The 15,558-nt window shown below is 61.7% G+C and carries 18 protein-coding genes; 11 read left to right on the plus strand and 7 right to left on the minus strand.

Annotation, left to right across the window (positions count from 1 at the left end; all coding sequences use genetic code 11):
* Positions 1–37: 37 nt before the first annotated feature.
* The 3 genes from ACFWXH_RS17840 to ACFWXH_RS17850 all read left to right on the plus strand — a co-directional run bounded on the left by ACFWXH_RS17840 (position 38) and on the right by ACFWXH_RS17850 (position 1,823).
* The gene (locus ACFWXH_RS17840) at positions 38–205 is read left to right on the plus strand and encodes a hypothetical protein (protein WP_162839679.1); all 168 of its coding nucleotides are present in this window, start codon (positions 38–40) and stop codon (positions 203–205) included.
* A gap of 231 nt (positions 206–436) precedes the next feature.
* Positions 437–1,027, plus strand: coding sequence for a DJ-1/PfpI family protein (locus tag ACFWXH_RS17845; protein WP_379122456.1), 591 nt, complete (start codon positions 437–439; stop codon positions 1,025–1,027).
* A 79-nt stretch (positions 1,028–1,106) separates the two neighbouring features.
* Positions 1,107–1,823 (plus strand): helix-turn-helix transcriptional regulator, encoded by a 717-nt coding sequence (locus tag ACFWXH_RS17850; protein WP_379122458.1) that lies wholly within the window; start codon positions 1,107–1,109, stop codon positions 1,821–1,823.
* A 57-nt stretch (positions 1,824–1,880) separates the two neighbouring features.
* Here the strand turns inward: ACFWXH_RS17850 and ACFWXH_RS17855 are convergent, their stop codons facing one another.
* Positions 1,881–2,573 carry a DUF1013 domain-containing protein gene (locus ACFWXH_RS17855; protein ID WP_054313949.1) on the minus strand — a complete coding sequence of 231 codons (693 nt, stop codon included), beginning with the start codon at positions 2,571–2,573 and terminating at the stop codon, positions 1,881–1,883.
* Between the two features lie 253 nt (positions 2,574–2,826).
* Between ACFWXH_RS17855 and ACFWXH_RS17860 the strand changes: the two genes are divergently transcribed.
* Entirely contained in the window at positions 2,827–5,028 is a 2,202-nt protein-coding gene (locus tag ACFWXH_RS17860) for an esterase-like activity of phytase family protein (protein WP_379122460.1), read from the plus strand.
* A gap of 278 nt (positions 5,029–5,306) precedes the next feature.
* On the opposite strand, the gene ACFWXH_RS17865 is transcribed toward ACFWXH_RS17860, so the two are convergent.
* Complete coding sequence (locus ACFWXH_RS17865; protein ID WP_082407659.1) at positions 5,307–5,447, minus strand: DUF1127 domain-containing protein; 141 nt, start codon at positions 5,445–5,447, stop codon at positions 5,307–5,309.
* Positions 5,448–5,620: 173 nt separating this feature from the next.
* Positions 5,621–7,066 (minus strand): MFS transporter, encoded by a 1,446-nt coding sequence (locus ACFWXH_RS17870; RefSeq protein WP_379122462.1) that lies wholly within the window; start codon positions 7,064–7,066, stop codon positions 5,621–5,623.
* Between the two features lie 93 nt (positions 7,067–7,159).
* Here ACFWXH_RS17870 and ACFWXH_RS17875 point away from each other — a divergent pair, with 93 nt between their 5' ends.
* Positions 7,160–7,891, plus strand: a complete 732-nt coding sequence (locus tag ACFWXH_RS17875; protein WP_379123284.1) for a helix-turn-helix transcriptional regulator — start codon at positions 7,160–7,162, stop codon at positions 7,889–7,891.
* Between the two features lie 61 nt (positions 7,892–7,952).
* Here the strand turns inward: ACFWXH_RS17875 and ACFWXH_RS17880 are convergent, their stop codons facing one another.
* Entirely contained in the window at positions 7,953–8,963 is a 1,011-nt protein-coding gene (locus ACFWXH_RS17880) for an NAD(P)H-quinone oxidoreductase (RefSeq protein WP_379122464.1), read from the minus strand.
* A gap of 120 nt (positions 8,964–9,083) precedes the next feature.
* Here ACFWXH_RS17880 and ACFWXH_RS17885 point away from each other — a divergent pair, with 120 nt between their 5' ends.
* The 3 genes from ACFWXH_RS17885 to ACFWXH_RS17895 all read left to right on the plus strand — a co-directional run bounded on the left by ACFWXH_RS17885 (position 9,084) and on the right by ACFWXH_RS17895 (position 10,917).
* A complete protein-coding gene (locus ACFWXH_RS17885) occupies positions 9,084–9,275 on the plus strand; it encodes a DUF1192 domain-containing protein (protein WP_379122466.1) in 192 nt (63 codons plus the stop codon).
* An 88-nt stretch (positions 9,276–9,363) separates the two neighbouring features.
* The gene (locus ACFWXH_RS17890) at positions 9,364–10,608 is read left to right on the plus strand and encodes an MFS transporter (RefSeq protein ID WP_054313715.1); all 1,245 of its coding nucleotides are present in this window, start codon (positions 9,364–9,366) and stop codon (positions 10,606–10,608) included.
* Positions 10,609–10,653: 45 nt separating this feature from the next.
* Positions 10,654–10,917 (plus strand): ArsR/SmtB family transcription factor, encoded by a 264-nt coding sequence (locus tag ACFWXH_RS17895; RefSeq protein ID WP_379122468.1) that lies wholly within the window; start codon positions 10,654–10,656, stop codon positions 10,915–10,917.
* A gap of 180 nt (positions 10,918–11,097) precedes the next feature.
* On the opposite strand, the gene ACFWXH_RS17900 is transcribed toward ACFWXH_RS17895, so the two are convergent.
* Positions 11,098–11,952: an alpha/beta fold hydrolase gene (locus ACFWXH_RS17900; RefSeq protein WP_379122470.1), complete on the minus strand. Its 855-nt coding sequence runs from the start codon at positions 11,950–11,952 to the stop codon at positions 11,098–11,100.
* Positions 11,953–12,043: 91 nt separating this feature from the next.
* Between ACFWXH_RS17900 and ACFWXH_RS17905 the strand changes: the two genes are divergently transcribed.
* Together ACFWXH_RS17905 and ACFWXH_RS17910 are read left to right on the plus strand one after the other, a co-directional pair.
* Positions 12,044–12,556, plus strand: a complete 513-nt coding sequence (locus ACFWXH_RS17905) for a winged helix-turn-helix transcriptional regulator (protein ID WP_379122472.1) — start codon at positions 12,044–12,046, stop codon at positions 12,554–12,556.
* A 250-nt stretch (positions 12,557–12,806) separates the two neighbouring features.
* A complete protein-coding gene (locus ACFWXH_RS17910; protein ID WP_379122474.1) occupies positions 12,807–13,238 on the plus strand; it encodes a heme-binding protein in 432 nt (143 codons plus the stop codon).
* Between the two features lie 78 nt (positions 13,239–13,316).
* On the opposite strand, the gene rpmF is transcribed toward ACFWXH_RS17910, so the two are convergent.
* A complete protein-coding gene (gene rpmF / locus ACFWXH_RS17915; protein WP_054313720.1) occupies positions 13,317–13,499 on the minus strand; it encodes a 50S ribosomal protein L32 in 183 nt (60 codons plus the stop codon).
* A gap of 244 nt (positions 13,500–13,743) precedes the next feature.
* Positions 13,744–14,502: a transglycosylase domain-containing protein gene (locus ACFWXH_RS17920; RefSeq protein WP_379123285.1), complete on the minus strand. Its 759-nt coding sequence runs from the start codon at positions 14,500–14,502 to the stop codon at positions 13,744–13,746.
* Between the two features lie 83 nt (positions 14,503–14,585).
* Here ACFWXH_RS17920 and ACFWXH_RS17925 point away from each other — a divergent pair, with 83 nt between their 5' ends.
* Entirely contained in the window at positions 14,586–15,503 is a 918-nt protein-coding gene (locus tag ACFWXH_RS17925; RefSeq protein ID WP_379123286.1) for a polyprenyl synthetase family protein, read from the plus strand.
* The last annotated feature ends 55 nt before the right edge of the window (positions 15,504–15,558 follow it).

Consider the following 15,558-nt stretch of genomic DNA (forward strand, 5'->3'; position numbering starts at 1 on the left):
TATGCGATGATGCCTCCATCAAATGAAGGAGGCTGTCATGAACCGTTTCGTCATCATCGATTCGCTGCATCGTTATGTCGGCAAGATCCGCACGATCCGCAACGAGATCCGTACTGAGCGTCTGTTGAACAGCCTGCCATCCGAGATCCGCGCCGACATCGGCTGGCCGGATATGTATAGCGGCATGCGTCGCCGCGAGGACTAGAGTGTTTCCGTTTTCACGGAAACGCGGAAAGACCGCCGCGCACTTTTCCTGGAATTGCTCTGAGTGACTTTTTTCGGCGAACCCTTGGATTGACAGATTGTCACACCCAAGTAAGGGACCACGACTGACGCGCGGCATCCTGTTGGAGCATGTTCCAAGGAAGCGTCGGCCATTTGAGGTGTCGCGAAGAGCTGCAGAGGCGTGGCATCGAGACTAGGAAGGGACGGGATCGTGCCGCAGAGCAAGAAGATCGGTTTCGTTTTCATCAACCGCTTTGCCGATTGGGAATACGGGCTTTTGGCGGCTTCCGCCGTCGAATGGTTCGGTGCGGAAGCCATCTCGTTGACGCCTGAAGGCCAGCCCGTCACCTCGACAAGCGGTTTTCAACTGACACCGCAACGCTCGATCGACAGCACGGAGAATGCCGATCTCGACGCAGTCGCCGTCATCGGTTCCGATGTCTGGGCGAGCGACGGCGCGCCGGATGTTTCCGGCCTGGTCAATGCCGTTGCAGCACGCGGCGGCGTTGTCGGTGGCATTTGCGCCGGCACCCTGGCGCTTGCACGGGCCGGCCTGTTCAAGGACAAGGCCCATACCAGCAACGGCCAGGATTGGATCCTGAAGCACCTGCCCACCTATGTGGGTGCGGAGCACTACAACGACGTACCGCATGCCGTAGCCGATGGGGCGATCGTATCAGCGCCCGGGTCGGCACCAGGCACCTTCGCCAAGGAATTCATCGGCGCACTGTATCCCGACAAGCAATCCGAGCTGACCGAGATGCGCGCGCTGTTCGCCCGGGAGTACGGTGCAAGCTCCTGACAATATGCTGTCAGGAGCACAATGCCATACTGACAAAATGGAACGAATGCTCTTCGTTCGAACGGATGGGATCAAGACGATGCGACGTGCCGACAGGCTTTTCCAGATCGTCCAGCATCTGCGTGGCGGCCGTCTCGTCACCGCGCAGAAGCTAGGCATGTGGCTCGAAGTGTCCGAGCGCACCATCTACCGCGATATCGCCGATCTGCAGTCGACCGGCGTGCCGATCGATGGCGAGGCGGGCGTGGGCTACATGATGAGGGAAGGGTTCGACCTTCCGCCGCTGATGTTCACCCGCGACGAGATCGTGGCGCTGGTTGCGGGCGCCCGCATGGTACGTGCCTTTGGCGGCGCCACCATGGCACGTGCCGCCGACGAAGCACTGGTCAAGATCGGTGCCGTACTGCCGGATACCGAGAAGGACCGTATCGCCCGCACCGAAATCCATACCCCGATGTGGGTGGTGAGCGATGCCGCCCGCGAAGCCATCGATCTGATCGAACGCTCCATCGAGAAGCGCCAGGTCTTGACCATCGACTACAATGACGAAGCCGGGCGCAGCACCGCACGCGACGTGCGCCCGCTCGGACTGTGGTTCTGGGGCAAGGTGTGGACGCTGGTGGCCTGGTGCGAGATGCGCGACGACTTCCGTGCCTTCCGCATCGACCGTATCGCTTCGCTCGATGTTGCCGGCCGTATCTTCAAGCCGGAACGCGGCAAGCAGCTCGCAGATTTCTACCGTGCGGTCGAGCGCAGCGAAGCCTACGGCATGGGACCGACCGCAAGGGGGGCGTGAGGCAGCAACGCCATCTCCCCTCATCGGGGAGATGGACATGATCGCCGCCGGCTTCGCTTATTCTTCGTCTTCTTCCTCGTTCTTGCCCTTCAGCGCCGAGAGCTTGGCGAAGACGGCATTGGCGTCGAGTTCCTCGTCTTCTGCCTTCGGCTTGTCGATCTCGGGCACGAGGCGTTCGGTAAGCGCGGCCGGCAGCAGCGTATCGCCAACCGGTTGAACCTGTTCGCGGCCACGCGAGGCGCGCTGCACTTCAAGGTCGAGATCGATCTGCGAGCAAAGCCCCAGCGTAACGGGATCCATCGGCGCCAGATTGGCCGAGTTCCAGTGCTTGCGCTCACGGATCTGCTCGATGGTCGACTTGGTCGTGCCGACGAGACGGGAAATCTGCGCATCCTTCAGTTCCGGATGGTTACGCACCAGCCAGAGAATGGCATTCGGTCGGTCCTGGCGCTTGGACAGCGGCGTGTAGCGCGGGCCCTTGCGCTTGGATTCCGGCACACGCACCTTCGGCTCCGACAGCTTCAGACGATGGTTGGGATCCTTCTCGGCGCGGGCGATCTCGTCGCGGGTGAGCTGGCCGGTGATGATCGGGTCCATACCCTTGATGCCTTGCGCCGATTCGCCGTCGGCGATCGCCTTCACCTCGAGCGGATGCAGCGAGCAGAACTGCGCGATCTGGTCGAAAGAAAGGGCGGTGTTGTCGACCAGCCAGACCGCGGTCGCCTTGGGCATCAGAAGTGTGTTGGCCATTTTCAGAAAATCCTTCTCGTTCGCCCGCGTTCCCGCGCGGGCGGTGGTTTGAGGCCACCAGTAAGGGAAATCGCGCCGTATATAGCGGTTAACAGGCCCGATCGCAACGTTTTTACGGACCACTTGGAAATCGCCGAGCAACGGCAAAGTACCGCCAGCCTCGATTGTCATCGAAGCTTCATGTTTCCGTCATGCCGCTGAAATGTGGCTCGCTCATGGGAGAACGGTTCCCACATTCTCCGAGAGATCAACGATGTCACGCTCTTCCATCCTTTTGGCGCTGACCGCCGCGCTCGCCGCCTCGGCTGCTCTGCCCGCACATGCCGACCAGGCCTTCAACCGCATCGCCACTTTCGCCGTCGCCGAAAACCTGCCTGCCGACGCCGACAAGAAAGCGAAGACCTCGGCTGAAATCATCACCGCGACCGAAGATGGTAACACACTGGTCTACTCCGACAGTCCCTACGGCGCAGTCGGCTTTGTCGACATCACCGATCCCAAGGCGCCGAAGGCCGGAGGTCTCGTCAAGATCGATGGCGAGCCGACTTCCGTCACCGTGGCCGGCGGCAAGGTTCTGGCTGGCGTAAATACCTCCAAGAGCAAGGCTGAGCCTTCAGGCAACCTGACGGTCGTTGACATTGCCTCGAAGAAGATCGAGGCGAGCTGCGATCTCGGCGGTCAGCCCGATTCCGTGGCGCTGAGCAAGGACGGCAAGTTCCTGGCTGTCGCCATCGAGAATGAACGCGACGAGGAACTCAACGAAGGCGCGCTGCCGCAACTGCCCTCCGGCAATCTCAAGATCGTGCCGGTAGCCGCTGGCGTGCCGGATTGCGCCGGCATCAAGACGGTGGAAGTCACTGGCCTCTCCGAGATCGCGCCGGACGACGCGGAGCCGGAATTCGTTGCTTTCAACGAGGCTGGCGAGATCGCGCTGACGCTGCAGGAAAACAACCACATCGTCATCGTCGATGCGGCAACAGCCAAGGTCGTCTCGCATTTCTCGGCTGGCTCGGTCACGCTGGAAAATGTCGACACCAAGAAGGACGGCGCGTTCAACTTCTCCGGCAAGGTCGAAAACCAGAAGCGTGAACCGGATGCGGTGAAGTGGCTGGACAATGACCGGCTCGTCACCGCCAACGAAGGCGACTGGAAAGGCGGCTCGCGCGGCTTCACCATCTTCTCGAAGAAAGGCGAAGTGCTCTACGAATCCGGCCCGAGCTTCGAATACGAAGCCGCCAATCTCGGCCACTATCCGGAGCATCGCAATAAGAAGGGCATCGAGCCGGAAGGCGTCGAAGTCGGCGCCTATGGCGACAGCAAGCTGCTGTTCGTCGGCTCCGAGCGAGCTTCGCTGGTCGGCGTCTACCAGGACACCGGCGCCGAGCCGAAATTCCTGCAGGCACTGCCTTCCGGCATCGGCCCTGAGGGACTGCTTGCCATCCCGGCGCGCAACCTCTTCGTCACGGCCAATGAAACCGACCTCGGCGAAGACGGTCTCGCCCGCTCGCACGTCATGGTTTTCGAACGCGCCGAGGGCAACCCTGCCTATCCGATGATCGCCGCCGATCTGACCGACAAGGGCGTGCCGCTCGGCTGGGGCGCACTGTCCGGTCTCGCTGCCGATCCGGAAACCGCCGGCAAGCTCTATGCGGTTTCGGATTCGGTCTACGGCAACCAGCCTGCGATCTACACGATCGATGCGACCCAGACACCGGCGAAGATCACCGGCAAGATCGTCGTCACCCGCAATGGCAGCCCCGCGCAGAAACTGGACCTCGAAGGCATTGCGCCCGACGGCAAGGGTGGTTTCTGGCTGGCGTCGGAGGGCAACAGCGAGAAGCTGGTGCCGCATGCCATCTACCGCGTCGACGACAAGGGCGAGATCAAGCAGGAGATCGCCTTCCCGGCGGAACTGCTGTCCAACGAGACCCGCTTCGGCCTCGAAGGCATCACCACCATCGGCGAAGGCGACGATCTTACCCTGGTCGCCGCTGTCCAGCGCGAATGGAAGGACGATCCGAAGGGCCAGGTGAAGCTGCTCGCTTACAAGCCAAAGGCCAAGGAATGGTCGGCCGTGCGCTATCCACTGGAAAAGGCCGAAAAGGGCTGGATGGGCCTTTCGGAGGTCACGGCCCATGACGGCAGGCTCTACGTCATCGAGCGTGACAATCTGATCGGCTCGGAAGCCAAGGTGAAGCGCATCTACAGCGTCGCACTCGAAGGCTTCAAGCCGGCGAAACTCGGCGGCGAGTTGCCGGTCGTGGAAAAAACGCTGGTGCGTGACCTGCTACCCGACCTGAAGTCGGCCACCAACGGCTATGTCGTCGACAAGGTCGAGGGCTTCACCATCGACAAGCAGGGCAATGCCTATGTCGTGACCGACAATGACGGCGTCGACGACTCCTCCGGCGAAACCCTGTTCCTGAATCTTGGCAACAGCGTCAAGACCAACTGAGCAATTCCAGGAAAAGTGCGTAGCGGTTTTCCGCCCGCAATTGCGTCAAACCAAGAGATAGAGCGGGCGCCCGTTCCCTGAACCGGTGAACCGCTTGAGTTCCCTGCCCCGGGTGACCTCCCGCCCGAGCAAAAAATGGCCACGGCATCACCGCCGTGGCCATTTTCGTCAAAGGGTTGGAGGCCGAAAGGCCAACCCCCAAAAACAAAACCCGCCGGACGGAGTCCAGCGGGCTCGGAACCGGCGGCGCGATAAATCGCGCCAGGCGTCGGCTCTGCTTAGATGGCCGCGCGAGCGACCCGTTCGATGTCAGAGCGGCTGATGCCGAGGTCATCCAGTTCGCGGTTGTTGAGACGGCTCAGTTCGCGAACGGTCTGGTTGTAACGGCGCCAATTCTTGTAGCTGCGGATCAGGTTCATCTGTCCCTCCTAAGTTTCACAATCTCTGTATGGCGCTCAAATAGGCATTACTGCTCATTTGTTGAACAGACGCTTTTGCATGGCAGCAATGCTTTGCTGCATTGCAGCATTACCAAAAAGAAAACGCCCGAGCCGTTGCCAGCCCTGGCGTTAAGCATTCGGCGATGAGTGGCTCAGGCGGCCTCCGGCTCCACCGCGACGGGCCTCTTCACGGGGCATGTACGCGCGACCTGCCGGACCGTGATGAAGCAGGCGAGCGGTGCCAGTGCGAACAGGCCGAACAGCCAGCGCGAAGCGCTCGCCGTGCCAGCCACGCCGCCGGGATCGAGCAGTCCGCCGAGATTGGCCACCATGCCGGCCAGCGCCGCACCGAAAGCCGTTGCAAACAGCGTGACAGTGGAGATCGAGGCCGATGTGATATCCTGTTCGTCCGCGGGTGCAGCCTTGAAGATGCGCGTCAGGATATGCGGCCAGGCAATTCCGACGCCGAGGCCGATGGCGGCAAAGGCAACGCAGACCGACGCCAGCATCAGCCAATCATGGCCGTTGCCGAGCGGGAAGAGCACCGCAAGTGCCGCCATCCCGGTAAAGCTGAACAAGGGTGCAGCGAAGATTGCCCGGTCAATGCCTTTGCCTTGCGCGCCCGAGCTCCACAACGAGCCGATTGTCCAGCCAGCCGACATGATGGCTGCCAGATACCCGGCGATCAGCGGCGTCTGCTCATAGAGCACCTGCAGGAATAGCGGGACGAAGATTTCCGAACCGGTCACGGTGACGCCGAGCAACGCCATGGTGGCGAAAAGCGCACCCAATGCCGTTGTGGGACGGAATGAGCCGCGCGGCAGAAGCCGGTTGCGCGCTCGGCTCTCGGCGCCGATCAGCAGGGCAATGAGCACGACGGCCCCGCCGAGACCGAAGAGATTGTAGATGGGATCTGGTGACACGCTGCCGGCCGAAACCGCGAGCACGGCGCCAAGCAGAAGTGCCAACTGCAGGACCGGTACCGTCGAACGCTCATTCCTGTCGGGGTTTTGTCCGGGCAGCACGGCAACCGCCAGCACGGCAAACACGATGGCGATCGGCGCCAGCGACCAGAAGGCCGCCCGCCAGACACCGTATTCGGCGAAAATACCGCCAATGGCCGGGCCAACCAGCGTCGCCACGCCCCACATGCCCGACACCAGCCCCATGGCGCGTGGCCACAGTGTTTCCGGGAAGACGATGCGGATCATCGCGTAGGAAAGCGCGAACAGAAATCCACCGCCGAAACCCTGTACGGCACGGCCGGCAAGCAACGCCGGCATGGACGACGCGAAGCCACAGAACAAGGTGCCCGCAGCGAAGATGAGCGCGGCCACCAGATAAGCGCCGCGTGGTCCGGCGACACCAAGCAGTTTTGCCGAAAGGGCGGAGCCCAGGATGGACGTGGCGACGAAAATCGTGGTGTTCCAGGCATAGTAGTCGATGCCGCCGATGTCCTTGACCACCGAGGGCAGAATGGTGGTGGCGACATAGACATTGATGGCGTGAAGCGCGACGCCGCCGGCAAGCGCCAGCGTACGGACGGCATTCGAGCCGGAGAGCAAAGCACCCCAGCCTGTTTCCTGTTCTTGGGACATGGAGGATCCTCTGACGAAGCGAGCTTGCGCAGGCCTTCGACGTTGACTATTTTCAAAGAGAAGACTTGGTTTAATATTGAGCCCATGCCGAATATGTCAAGCAATGACTTGGAAAAAAGAAACCATCTGCCGCGCCCGGCGGCGGATCGGCTGCTGACGCTGTTGAAGACTCGCGGTCCGCAGACGGCCGCCGACCTTGGCAAGGCCTTGGGCACCACCGGGGAAAACGCCCGCCAACAGCTCGGCAAGCTGGCAGCGGAGGGGCTTGCTGAAGCGCGTGCCGAAGCACGCGGCGTCGGCCGCCCGGTTCAGCTTTGGCAGCTTACCGAAGCCGGCAACGCGCGTTTCCCGGACACGCACGCCGAATTGACGGTGCAATTGCTGCGCGCCGTGCGAACCACGTTCGGGCCTGCAGGTCTCGACAGGCTGATCGACGCGCGCGAGATAGAAACGCTGGCGAATTACCGGCGTGAGATGGATGGCATCGACAGCCTGAAGGAGCGTGTTGCGAAGCTGGCCGAGATTCGCTCGCGTGAAGGCTACATGGCCGAATGGCGCGAGGAGGACGGCGCGTTCATGCTGATCGAGAACCATTGCCCGATCTGCGCCGCAGCCCTCGCCTGCCAGAATTTCTGCCGATCGGAACTCGCCGTCTTCCAGGACGTGATCGGCCCAGATGCCGTTGTCGAACGGTTGGACCACATCCTGGCCGGCGCGCGCCGCTGCGCCTATCGGGTCATGCCGAAGGTCGAACACGCGAAAGAGCATGATCCCGAAAAGTGGGAACCGGTTTTCGGAAAAGATCATGCTCCGACAAAGAGATAGAGCGGAATATCCGCTCTAGCAGAATGTTCGAGATTCGAAGCAGCCGGCCCCTGGCTGCGCCTCACCCGACGTCGAGCACGATCTTGCCGATATTGTCCCCTTCTTCCATGCGCTCATGCGCGCGCCAGGCTTCCTTGAGGGGGAAGATCATGTCCATCACCGGCGCCACGCGACGGGTTGCGAGCAGCGGCCAGACCTGCGTTTCCAGCGCCGCTGCCACGGCGCCCTTGAATTCCACCGTGCGCGGCCTGAGTGTCGAGCCGGTATGGACAAGCCGCTTGACCATCAGCTTGGAGAAATCAGCCGAAGCGACTGCGCCGGTCTGTGTGGCGATCTGCACGATACGCCCCTCGACGGCCGCGGCATCGTAGTTGCGTCCGATATAGTCTCCGCCGACCATATCCAGGATGACATTGGCACCCCTGCCATCGGTCGCTTCCTTGACCGCCTTGACGAAATCTTCCTCCCGATAGTTCACGGCCCGATCAGCGCCAAGCTTCAGGCACGCTTCGCATTTCTCAGCACTGCCGGCGGTCGCGATCACATAGGAACCTAGCGCCGAGGCGAGCTGGATAGCGGTGGTGCCGATGCCAGATGCGCCGCCATGGATGAGCACCGTCTCGCCGGCCTTCAATGCACCGCGTTCGAATACATTGTGCCAGACGGTGAAGTAGGTTTCCGGCACGGCCGCGGCTTCCGTATAGGTGAAACCCGCCGGCAGCGGCAGCGCGTTGGAAGCGTGAACCTTGACATATTCGGCATAGCCGCCACCCGGCGTCAGCGCACAGACCTGGTCGCCGACACGCCAGCGCGTAGCCCCCTCGCCCAACGCCGCGACTTCACCCGCGACCTCCAGCCCCGGCAAGTCGGATGCTCCCAGCGGCGCCGGATAGGCGCCCTTGCGCTGCATCACATCAGGCCGGTTGACGCCGGCAGCATGGACACGGATCAGGATTTCGCCGGCCCCGGGCGTCGGCACGTCGCGCTTCTCCGGCTTCAACACCAGAGGTCCGCCGGGGGTCGATATTGCGACCGCTGTCATCTTCTCCGGGATTTTCTGTCCGTTCACCATGTTCCTTACCAATTTGCTCCGCTCGTTCGGCGGGATGATTTTGCCCCCTGCCCCATATATGCTTTTCTATGTATGCGGATTGGCGGGTCAGGCAAACCGCAAAACAACGGAGGAGCGACGATGGCGATCTTCGACGACGAACCCGCAAAGAAGGTACGCACCCATGAGATCGGCCAGGATCTCGCGCTGCTTTCGGTGGGCGAACTCACCGAACGCATCGACCTCCTGCGCACCGAGATCGCACGGCTGGAAGCAGAACTCGTGCAGAAAGGCGCGACCAAGTCCGCCGCCGAGGCGCTGTTTCGCCGTTGATGGTCGCAAACGGCGGCACCGTGCCGCCAAAATGCCTGAAAACATCGTCCCCACTGGCCTCGCCTGATTCGCGCACCGGACCGACCTGATGTTCGCAGCCTACCGACCGATCCTGTCCCTGCTTCGTGGCACCGCGTTCTTGCTTGCCGCCTCTGGTCTGCATGGCCTGTTGCTGCCGTTGCGCGGCCAGGTCGAAGGGTTCTCGACCGCATCGCTCGGTCTGATGGGCACCGCCTGGGCGGGCGGCTTCGTCGCCGGCTGCTTCTTCGCGCCGCGTCTGGTACGCCGTGCAGGCCATGTGCGGGCCTTCAGCACCTTTGCCTCGGTAGGCGCCATTATCGCACTGCTCACCGGCCTTCTGATCGACGAATATACCTGGATCGCGCTGCGCGCCTTCACCGGCTTCACCATGGCAGGCGCTTTCATGGTCATCGAGAGCTGGCTGAACGAGAAAGCCACCAACGAAAACCGTGGCACCGTCTTCGGTCTCTATATGATGGTCACCTATGCCTCGATCATGGGCGGGCAGATGATCGTGGCCGGTGGCGACGTGAAATCGGCCTCGTTGTTCATGATCACCGGCATCTTCTTCTGCCTTTCGCTGATCCCGACCGCGGTCTCCAGCGCTTCGCACCCGAAACCGCTACAGGATGTGAAGCTCGACCTCAAAGGCCTTTATTCCAACTCGCCGGTATCGGCGGTGGCCTGCGTGCTCATCGGCGTCGCCAACGGCGCATGGGGCACGCTGGGCGCGGTCTATGGCGCACGCATCGGCATTTCAACGGCGCAGATCGCGCTGATGATGAGCCTCGTCGTCGTGGCCGGCGCCGCTATGCAGATCCCGGCCGGACGCATCTCCGACCGCACCGACCGCCGCTATGTGCTGGCGGCGGCGGCCGTCGGTGCCGCCCTTTGCGCCCTTGTGATGTTCCTGTTCGAATTCCGCTCCGGCACACTGGTTATCATCTTCGCAGCCGCCTATGGCGCTTTCGCTTATACGCTCTATTCCATCGCCGTAGCCCACGCCAACGATCACGCTTCCCCCGAGGAATTCGTCAAGGTTTCCGGCGGACTGCTGCTGCTCTACGGCTTCGGCACGATGATCGGGCCACTGCTGGCGGCAGCCCTGATGGGTTGGATCCGACCGGAAGGGCTGTTCCTGGCAACGGCCTTCGCGCATCTCGCTCTTGCGGGCTATACGGCGCTGCGCATCAGCCGCCGGGCACCGGTGCCGGTCGAAGAGCGCGAAGCCTTCAAGACCCAGCCGTCGGAGCGCGCGGTAACGCCGGAAGCGGTTCGTTTGGATCCTCGCACGAAACCTGAAACAACCTAAACGTTTCCTGTTGAGATTTACTGCAACTTGCCTCACAAATGGGGCATGATGCTTTCCGATGCTTTCGTCGCCATTGCTGATCCCAACCGGCGTTATCTTCTGGAAGAATTGAGACGAGGTCCCAAAACAGTCAACGAGTTGGCCTCGGGCCTGCCCGTTTCCAGGCCTGCAGTTTCCCAGCATCTCAAGGTTTTGCTCGAGGCTGGCCTGGTCAGCGCCAAGGCCGATGGCACGAGGCGAATCTACGCCGTTTCCAATGGTGGCTTCTTCCGGCTGAATCTTTGGCTCGACCAGTTCTGGGAAGAGTGAAACCAAGCCGAATACACGGGCCACCAAGAACTTTGTAGCCGGTGGTCGTCCAGCTGCAGTTTTCACGGGCTTTTTTCTTTAGAGCGTTTCCGTTTTTCACGGAAACGCGGAAACGCTCTAACTCTTTGTTTTTACGCAATTCCGGACGGAAAACCGTTACGCACTTTTCCTGGAATTGCTCTAGGCTTCAACCGCCGTTCGGACGTGCTCCGCAATGGCGTCGATCATGATTGGCCAATCTTCACGGTGCAATTCATGCCCGCCACCGGACACTTCGACCAGCCGGCTACCCGGCACGGCCGACGCGAGGGCCTTGCCGTGTTCGACAGGAAAGATAGGGTCCGCGGTGCCGTGGATGACCAGAAGCGGCGCCGAGAGATCGCGAATGCTTTCGTTGGCAGTGCCATCCACCAGCATGAAATGATTGGTCGCACTCGCCAGGCCGCCTGCCCTGTCGTAGTCACGGCTGACGAAGCCGCGCAGCCGAGCGGCATCGAACGGATGGGCCGTGCTTGCCAGCATACGGCTGTCCTCGATCATGAACTCGATCACCTGAGCCCTGTTCGACCAATCCACATCGCCGCCCGTAGCCGAATGCGCCTGATAGGCGGCCGTCATTCCCGGAAGCTTCGATGTATCGATACCGACCGGTGACGTGCTGATCGTGGAAAGGGACGCAATGCGCGCCGGATATCGCAGCGCCAGCATCTGCGCGAGCATGCCGCCCATCGACATGCCAACGACATGCGCCTTGCCGACCTCATGGCCATCGAGCACGGCGACGGCATCGTCAACCATATCGCCGAATGCATAGGTGGGTTTGCCTGGCGGATATTTGGTGGAAAGTCCGGTGTCGCGGTTGTCGTAGCGAACCACATGCAGCCCCTTTTCCGCCAGAGCCTGGCAGAAATCGTCCGGCCACCACAGCATCGAGGCCATGGCGCCCATGACCAGAAGCACGGATGGATTACGCTTCTCACCAAAGGTTTGCGTCGCAATCCGGATGTCGCCGGGACGAGAAATCTCAAGCTGCATGCCATCCTCCAAACTGCTTGCATTTTGGAATTGGTTGAACCATAATAAAACCGATCCTATAATGCAACCGGTTTTTTGGTGGGATGCATCCATGACACTCGACCGCCGCTCCGGCTGCCCGATCAATCTTTCGCTGGAAGTCTTCGGCGATCGTTGGAGCCTCATCATCCTGCGCGACATGATCTTCGGCGGCAGGCGGCATTTCCGGGAATTGCTGAACCATTCGATGGAAGGCATTGCCTCCAACATCCTCGCCGACCGGCTGAAGCGGCTGGTGGAACTCGGCATGCTGACCAAGGCCGATGACCCGACCCACAAGCAGAAAGCAATCTACAGCTTGACTGAAATGTCGATCACGCTGGTGCCGATCATGGCGCAGCTCGGCGCATGGGGGCGTGTCTGGCTGCCTGTCACCGAGGACTTGTCCATCCGCGCGAAACTTCTGGAGGAAGGCGGCCCGTCCCTGTGGCAGGATTTCATGGACGAACTGCGGTTCGAACATCTGGGTATCGGCACGCCCAAGCCCGCCGACGCCACGGTACGCGCCAAACTTCAGGCGGCCTATCAGGCTGTCGTCGACGCACAGGCGCGCAAGGCTTCCTAGAGCAATTCCAGGAAAAGTGCGTAGCGGTTTTCCGTCCGGAATTGCGTCAAAACAGAAGTTAGAGCGTTTCCGCGTTTCCGTTGAAAAACGGAAACGCTTTAGGCTCGACCAACCATTGCGGGACGTCGAAGCGGCGCGAAGCAGTTTCAAGCGGATGGCCGCTTGCCCGCAAAATCTCCGGATCGGAAGATCACAATGGCATCGGCAATCGTTGTGCCGAGCCATTCCGTTGACCGCAGGAGCGTCGTCTATGACCAGTTTTCCGATCGACAAGGCCAATCAGATCATCGCCGGCGCTTTCGCCAAGGCAGCTGCATTGGAGCTGAAACCGCTTGGCGTGTCCGTTCTCGACGCCGGTGGCCACCTCGTTGCCTTCCAGCGCCAGGACGGCGCTTCCTTCCTGCGTCCGCAGATGTCCTCGGGCAAAGCCTATGCGGCGCTCTCGGTCGGCATGGGCGGTCGCCGCGTCGAGGCGATCGCCAAGGAGCGGCCGCACCTGACGGCCGGCGTCTCGGATCTGTCGGGTGGCAAGATCCTGCCGGTAGTCGGCGGCGTTCTGATCCGCGACAGCGCGGGCACGGTGATCGGCGCCGTCGGCATTTCAGGCGACACCTCCGACAATGACGAGATTGCCGCTATCGCCGGCATCGAAACGGCCGGCCTCGCCGCGGACGCCGGCTGAACAGCCTCTCCCTCAGCACAAACACAAAAAGACCGGCCAGTGGCCGGTCTTTTCATTCGTCCCACAGAGGAGAGCTGCTTAGCTTTCCTTCGGCTCCAGGACCTGGCGGCCACGATACATGCCGGTCTTCAGGTCGACGTGGTGCGGGCGGCGCATTTCGCCGGAATTCTTGTCCTCGACATAGGTCGGGGCCTTCAGTGCGTCAGCAGAACGGCGCATGCCGCGCTTGGACGGGGAGGTTTTTCGTTTCGGCACAGCCATGGATATGCTCCATTCGATCGGTCAATGGCCCGCAACGCCCTCGTGAAAGGGCCGCGTACAGCCGAGTTCTAGAAGAAAGTGGCGTGCCTATACACGGCTGATCGCCTTTTGGCCAGTGTTGCCGCGACTTTTTTTGACCCGGCTCAGGCGATTTCGAAGAACTATCGCGTCCACCCGCCGATGGCCAGCCATTCATCAGGCGAGACCTTGATCCAAGTTCAGTGGATGGCCCTTCGAAGTCGCCTCAATTCACACAGCCGACATACGCGCCCGAACGCGATGCCCGGCGTTCGATCAACGAGGCCAGCCGCCTCAAGCCCGGGCCGGGTTTGCCGGGATCGCGCGTGATCGGATTGGGCAGGGCGACGGCCAGCAGCGCGGCCTGCCGGCGCGAAAGGTTCTTGGCGGAAACGCCGAAATGATAGCGCGCTGCCGCCTCGATGCCGTAGATGCCAGGCCCCCATTCCGCGATGTTGAGGTAGATTTCCATGATGCGCCGCTTCGACATCAGCGCGTCGAAATAGACCGCGAGCGGCAGCTCGATCACCTTGCGCACGGTGCCCAGCGGCCGTGACCATAAAAACAGGTTCTTCACCGTCTGCATGGTGATGGTCGAGGCGCCGCGCGTGATCTCGCCCGACATGGCATCGTCGACGACGCCTTTGAGCTCGCCCAGATCGACGCCTCTGTGGAAACAGAACTGGCCGTCCTCCGACATGATGACGGAGTTGGCCAGCACGGGCGCCACATCGTCGATCGATACCCAGCGCCGATCGTAGCCGGAGAAGGTGACAAGATCCTTCAGCATCAGTGTCGACACCGGATGCACGAAGGAAGGCATATAAAGAAAGGTCAGTACCGCCGGAACGATGGCCAGCACGATGGCAATACGCAACGCCCGCTGCAGCCAACCCCGGTAACCACCGCGTCTGCCCCTCGGTCGCGACGCCATGTCCAACCCTTCGGTCTCGTGATCGATGATCGGCTCTGCCACCCGCCCAATCCAGTCACAGTTCCCCCTTCGCATAAAGGCGCTTGGCTTCTTGCGCAATGTCTGACTGTCGGCTACCGCTCGCCGCCATGGCAATGGATACCGATATTCCCTTCGAGGCAGCCCTGCTTGTGCGCGCCGAACAGGTCGAGGCGCGGTTGCGCGCACTGCTCGATGGCCGGTCTCTGTCCGGGGAGATCGTTCGCCCACAGCGCCTGCTTTCGGCGATGCGCCATGGGGTCTTGAATGGCGGCAAGCGTCTGCGCCCCTTCCTCGTTCTGGAAAGTGCGGCAATGCTGGCCCCTGACCATGACGAAGCGCCGGCCCTGACCGTGGCCGCGACGCTCGAATGCGTCCATTGCTATTCTCTTATCCACGATGATCTGCCGTGCATGGACGATGATGACCTGCGCCGCGGCCAGCCGACCGTCCACAAGGCTTTTGACGAGGCGACCGCGATTCTGGCCGGCGACGCATTGCTGACGCTTGCCTTCGATACATTGGCGGACGAAGCACTTGGCCTGCCTGCCGATCGCCGCGCCACCCTGGTGCTGGCGCTGGCGCGCGCAGCCGGAGCCGGCGGCATGGTCGGTGGCCAGATGCTCGACATCGAGGCGGAGAAATCCGCTCCCGATGAGGCTGGCATCATCCGCCTGCAGGCGATGAAAACAGGCGCTCTGATCCGTTTCGCATGCGAGGCCGGCGCGATCCTGAGCGGTGCTTCCGCCACCGATCGCGAGAGGATGGCGGAGTTCGGCTCCGCCATCGGCCTTGCCTTTCAGCTTGCCGACGACCTCCTCGACCTGACTGCCGATGCCGGCACCATGGGCAAGGCCACGGGCAAGGACGCGGCCGCGGGCAAGGGCACGTTGGTTGCGCTGCACGGAGAAGCCTGGGCGCGAAACCAGCTGAACGGTCTTGTTGGGCAGGCTCACGCATTGCTCGAGCCATTCGGCGAGCAGGCAGCGATGCTGAAGGCTGCAGCCAGCTTCGTGGCGGATCGAAACAGCTGACTGGCTGCAGTCAATCAGCCGGAACGAAATCTTAATGGTAATAGAGCGTAATCCC

The sequence above is a fragment of the Mesorhizobium sp. NPDC059054 genome, assembly GCF_042739215.1.
In the GTDB taxonomy this organism is placed as follows: Bacteria; Pseudomonadota; Alphaproteobacteria; order Rhizobiales; family Rhizobiaceae; genus Mesorhizobium.

Excerpts from the sequence above, each read along its gene's own strand:
- ACFWXH_RS17840 (WP_162839679.1), top strand. The coding sequence starts at position 38 with ATGAACCGTTTCGTCATCATCGATTCGCTGCATCGTTATGTCGGCAAG.
- ACFWXH_RS17850 (WP_379122458.1), top strand. The coding sequence starts at position 1,107 with ATGCGACGTGCCGACAGGCTTTTCCAGATCGTCCAGCATCTGCGTGGC.
- ACFWXH_RS17855 (WP_054313949.1), bottom strand. The coding sequence starts at position 2,573 with ATGGCCAACACACTTCTGATGCCCAAGGCGACCGCGGTCTGGCTGGTC.
- ACFWXH_RS17860 (WP_379122460.1), top strand. The coding sequence starts at position 2,827 with ATGTCACGCTCTTCCATCCTTTTGGCGCTGACCGCCGCGCTCGCCGCC.
- ACFWXH_RS17865 (WP_082407659.1), bottom strand. The coding sequence starts at position 5,447 with ATGAACCTGATCCGCAGCTACAAGAATTGGCGCCGTTACAACCAGACC.
- ACFWXH_RS17870 (WP_379122462.1), bottom strand. The coding sequence starts at position 7,066 with ATGTCCCAAGAACAGGAAACAGGCTGGGGTGCTTTGCTCTCCGGCTCG.
- ACFWXH_RS17875 (WP_379123284.1), top strand. The coding sequence starts at position 7,160 with ATGTCAAGCAATGACTTGGAAAAAAGAAACCATCTGCCGCGCCCGGCG.
- ACFWXH_RS17880 (WP_379122464.1), bottom strand. The coding sequence starts at position 8,963 with ATGGTGAACGGACAGAAAATCCCGGAGAAGATGACAGCGGTCGCAATA.
- ACFWXH_RS17885 (WP_379122466.1), top strand. The coding sequence starts at position 9,084 with ATGGCGATCTTCGACGACGAACCCGCAAAGAAGGTACGCACCCATGAG.
- ACFWXH_RS17890 (WP_054313715.1), top strand. The coding sequence starts at position 9,364 with ATGTTCGCAGCCTACCGACCGATCCTGTCCCTGCTTCGTGGCACCGCG.
- ACFWXH_RS17895 (WP_379122468.1), top strand. The coding sequence starts at position 10,654 with ATGATGCTTTCCGATGCTTTCGTCGCCATTGCTGATCCCAACCGGCGT.
- ACFWXH_RS17900 (WP_379122470.1), bottom strand. The coding sequence starts at position 11,952 with ATGCAGCTTGAGATTTCTCGTCCCGGCGACATCCGGATTGCGACGCAA.
- ACFWXH_RS17905 (WP_379122472.1), top strand. The coding sequence starts at position 12,044 with ATGACACTCGACCGCCGCTCCGGCTGCCCGATCAATCTTTCGCTGGAA.
- ACFWXH_RS17910 (WP_379122474.1), top strand. The coding sequence starts at position 12,807 with ATGACCAGTTTTCCGATCGACAAGGCCAATCAGATCATCGCCGGCGCT.
- rpmF (WP_054313720.1), bottom strand. The coding sequence starts at position 13,499 with ATGGCTGTGCCGAAACGAAAAACCTCCCCGTCCAAGCGCGGCATGCGC.
- ACFWXH_RS17925 (WP_379123286.1), top strand. The coding sequence starts at position 14,586 with ATGGATACCGATATTCCCTTCGAGGCAGCCCTGCTTGTGCGCGCCGAA.